The organism is Actinomadura logoneensis (assembly GCF_003428695.1).
Lineage (GTDB): Bacteria > Actinomycetota > Actinomycetes > Streptosporangiales > Streptosporangiaceae > Spirillospora > Spirillospora logoneensis.
The window spans coordinates 1-3,294 of record NZ_QURH01000725.1 but is presented as its reverse complement, the minus strand read 5'-3'; the positions used below and the strand labels follow the sequence as shown (position 1 = coordinate 3,294).

Below are 3,294 nucleotides of genomic sequence, written 5' to 3'. Positions count from 1 at the left end.
GGCGCCCCGGGCCGCTCGGGCCGTCCGCCTCCCCGGCACCCGCGTCCCTTCCCGCGGCGTCGGCCTCCGCGTCCGCGGCGGCAGCGGCAGCGGCGGCCTCAGTCGCCGACACCGTGCCGAACCGGGTGCGGCCGTCCTGGCGGTCCGCCGCGCTGAGCCGGACGGGGACCGAGTGAAGGTGTCCGTCGTCCGCCCGTCCGATCTCGGTCCCGCCGAGATCGGACGGTGGCGCGCGCTCCAGGAGTCCGGCCCCGACCTCGCCAATCCCTTCCTCGCGCCCGAGTTCACCCTCGGCGTGGGCCGGTTCCGCCGCGCCGGGTCCGGCCGGGTGGACGTCCTGGTGGGCGTGGTCGAGGACGCCGGGGAGATCGCGGCGTTCTTCCCGTTCGAGCGGGGCCCGCTCGGCGTCGGCCACCCGGTCGGCTCCGGCCTCACCGACCTGCAGGGCCTGGTGGCCCCGGCCGACCTCGCCCTCGACGCGCGGGCGCTGCTGCGCGCGTGCGGCCTCGCGGTCTGGGACTTCGACCACCTGCTCGCAGCGCAGCACACGTTCGCGCCGCACCACACCGTCCAGCGCGTCGAGCCCGTCATGGACCTCGGCGCGGGCTTCGCCGCGTTCGAGGAGGAGATGCGGCGCACCGCGCCCAAGACGCACCGGACGATCCGCTACAAGGAGCGCAGGCTCGGCCGGGACGTCGGCGAGGTCACCTACGAGTTCGCCTCCGCCGACCCGGACGACCTGCGCCGCCTCATGGCCTGGAAGTCCGACCAGTACACCCGCACCGGACGCACGGACCGCTTCGCCCGGCCGTGGATCGTGGCCCTGGTGGAGCACTTCCACCGCACCGGGTTCGGCGTGCTGAGCGTCCTGCGGGCGGGCGGCGAGCCGGTCTCGGCGCACTTCGGGCTGCGCAACGGCGGGGTGATGGCGGGCTGGTTCCCCGCCTACGACACCCGCTTCGGCAAGTACTCCCCCGGCATGATCGGCCATCTGCGGCTGGCCGAGGGGTGCGCCGGGAACGGCGTCTCGGAGATCGCCATGGGACGCGGCGGCAAGGAGTTCAAGGAGGGCTTCAAGGGCCGCGAGATCCCGATCGCGGAGGGACGCGTCGCGCGCGCCACGGCGGGCGCCGGCGTCCACTGGATGCGCTCCGCCCCGCTGAACCGGGCGCGCGGGGCCGTCCTCGACAACCCGGCCCTGTACCGGCGGGCCGACCGCGTCCTCAAGACCTACGCCAGGCTGAGGGGGCGCGGCCGATGACCAGTCCCCCGCCGAACGGCCCCCCGGCGGAGTCCCGCCGGGGCGGGCCGCGCTTCTCCGTGGTGATCTGCGCCTTCACGGAGAGGCGCTGGGACGACGTGCACGCGGCGGTCGCCTCCGTGCGCGCGCAGGAGCACGCCCCCGAGGAGATCGTGCTGGTCATCGACCACAACCCGGCCCTGTACGAACGGCTGAAGGCGTCCCTTCCGGACGTGCTCGTGGTCGAGAACCGGGAGGAGCGCGGCCTGTCGGGAGGCAGGAACACCGGCGTCGCCGTCGCGCACGGGGACGTCGTGGCCTTCCTCGACGACGACGCCGTCGCCGCGCCCGGATGGCTGCGGGCGTTCTCCGCGCACTACGCCGACCCCTTCGTCGCGGGGGTCGGCGGCATGACGCTGCCGATGTGGCCGGGGTCCACGCCGTCCGCCGAACTGGTGGACGCGCCCGTGCCGTCGTCCACCGGCACGCGTCCGCGCTGGTTCCCGGAGGAGTTCGACTGGACGGTGGGCTGCACCTACCGGGGGCTGGAGGCGGGGCCCGTCCGCAACCTGATGGGCGGCAACGCCTCGTTCCGGCGGGAGATGTTCCCCGTCGCGGGCGGGTTCAGCTCGGGGATCGGACGCGGCGTCCACAGCAGGCCGTTCGGGTGCGAGGAGACCGAGTTCTGCATCCGGCTGAGGCAGCGCAGCCCGGAGTCCGAGCTGCTGCTCGACGGCGACGCGGTCATCTGGCACCGCGTCCCGCCCGAACGCGCCCGGTTCTCCTACTTCCGCGAACGCTGCTACGCCGAAGGGCTGTCGAAGGCCCTGGTCACCCGGAGCGTCGGCACGCAGGACGGCCTCGCCAGCGAGCGCGCCCACGCGCTGCGCACGCTCCCGCGCGGCGTCCTGCGCGGTCTCGGCGACGCCTGCCGGGGCGACCTCGCCGGGCTCGGCCGCGCCTCCGCCATCACGGTCGGGCTCGCGTGGACGGCCTGGGGGTACGCCCTCGGCAGGCGCGCCGCCCGCCGTTCCGCCCCGGCGGCGCCCGGCGGGGTCGGGGGCGTCGGGGGTCTCGGTGGCGTCGGCGGGGCGGCCCGTCCGAGCGGGGAGGAACCCGTCCGGTGACCACCGAGCTTCCCCCCGTCCCACCGGACGGCCAGAACGCCGTCCTGTCGGCTCCGGTGCCGGTGCTGATGTACCACTCGGTCACCGACCGGCCCACCCCGGCGACGCGCGGCCTGTCCGTTCCGGTGGCCGCGTTCGCCGAGCAGATGGCGTACCTCGCCGCGCGCGGCTTCGCGCCCGTGCCCTTCTCCGCCCTCGGCGCGTCCGGCCCCGACCCCGGCGCGTCCGGTAACGCGTCCGGCGCGTCCGGTTCCGGCCGTGCGGGCGGTCCGGGGACGCGGCCGGTGGTCATCACCTTCGACGACGGGTACGCCGACTTCCATGAGAACGCGCTCCCCGTCCTCGACCGGCACGGCTTCGCGGCCACGGTGTTCGTGACCACCGGGTGGCTCGCGGACGCGGGCGCCGACGCGGCGGGCCGTCCCCTCGACCGGACGCTGTCGTGGGCGCAGGTCGCCGAGGCCGCCGCGCACGGGATCGAGATCGGCGCGCACAGCCACAGCCATCCGCAGCTCGACCAGCTCCCCGACCGGGCGCTGCGCGAGGAGCTGGCGCGCAGCCGGGGCCTGCTGGAGGACCGGCTCGGCGCCCCCGTCCGCACGATGGCCTATCCGTTCGGCTACTCCAGCGCGCGGGTGCGTCGGATGGCGCGCGCGGCGGGGTACGACACGGCGTGCGCGGTCGCCAACCGGATGGCGGCCGGGACCGCCGACCCCCTCGCCGTGCCCCGGCTGACCGTCCGCGCGTCGACCGCGCCCCGCACGTTCGCCCGCGTCGTGGAGGGCAGGGACATCCCGCTGATCTTCTTCAAGGACCACGTCCTGACGCGGGGCTACGCCGTCGTCCGCCGCGCCCGCTACGGGCTCCGGCGCGCCGCCGCGCTCCGTCCGGCCGCCGCCGCGCCGGGCCGGGGGGAGCGTCCGTGAC

General features: G+C 76.2%; 3 protein-coding genes. All 3 read left to right on the top strand.

The genetic code is table 11. The features are described from left to right. A partial coding sequence (locus DZF91_RS26270; RefSeq protein ID WP_235834575.1) for a GNAT family N-acetyltransferase occupies positions 1 to 1,261 on the top strand: 1,261 nt, incomplete at its 5' end. Further along, positions 1,258 to 2,367, top strand: a complete 1,110-nt coding sequence (locus tag DZF91_RS26265; RefSeq protein ID WP_117359863.1) for a glycosyltransferase family 2 protein — start codon at positions 1,258 to 1,260, stop codon at positions 2,365 to 2,367. The genes DZF91_RS26270 and DZF91_RS26265, both read left to right, overlap by 4 nt. Beyond that, positions 2,364 to 3,293, top strand: coding sequence for a polysaccharide deacetylase family protein (locus DZF91_RS26260; protein WP_235834574.1), 930 nt, complete (start codon positions 2,364 to 2,366; stop codon positions 3,291 to 3,293). The genes DZF91_RS26265 and DZF91_RS26260 overlap by 4 nt, the downstream gene beginning before the upstream one ends. The last annotated feature ends 1 nt before the right edge of the window (position 3,294 follow it).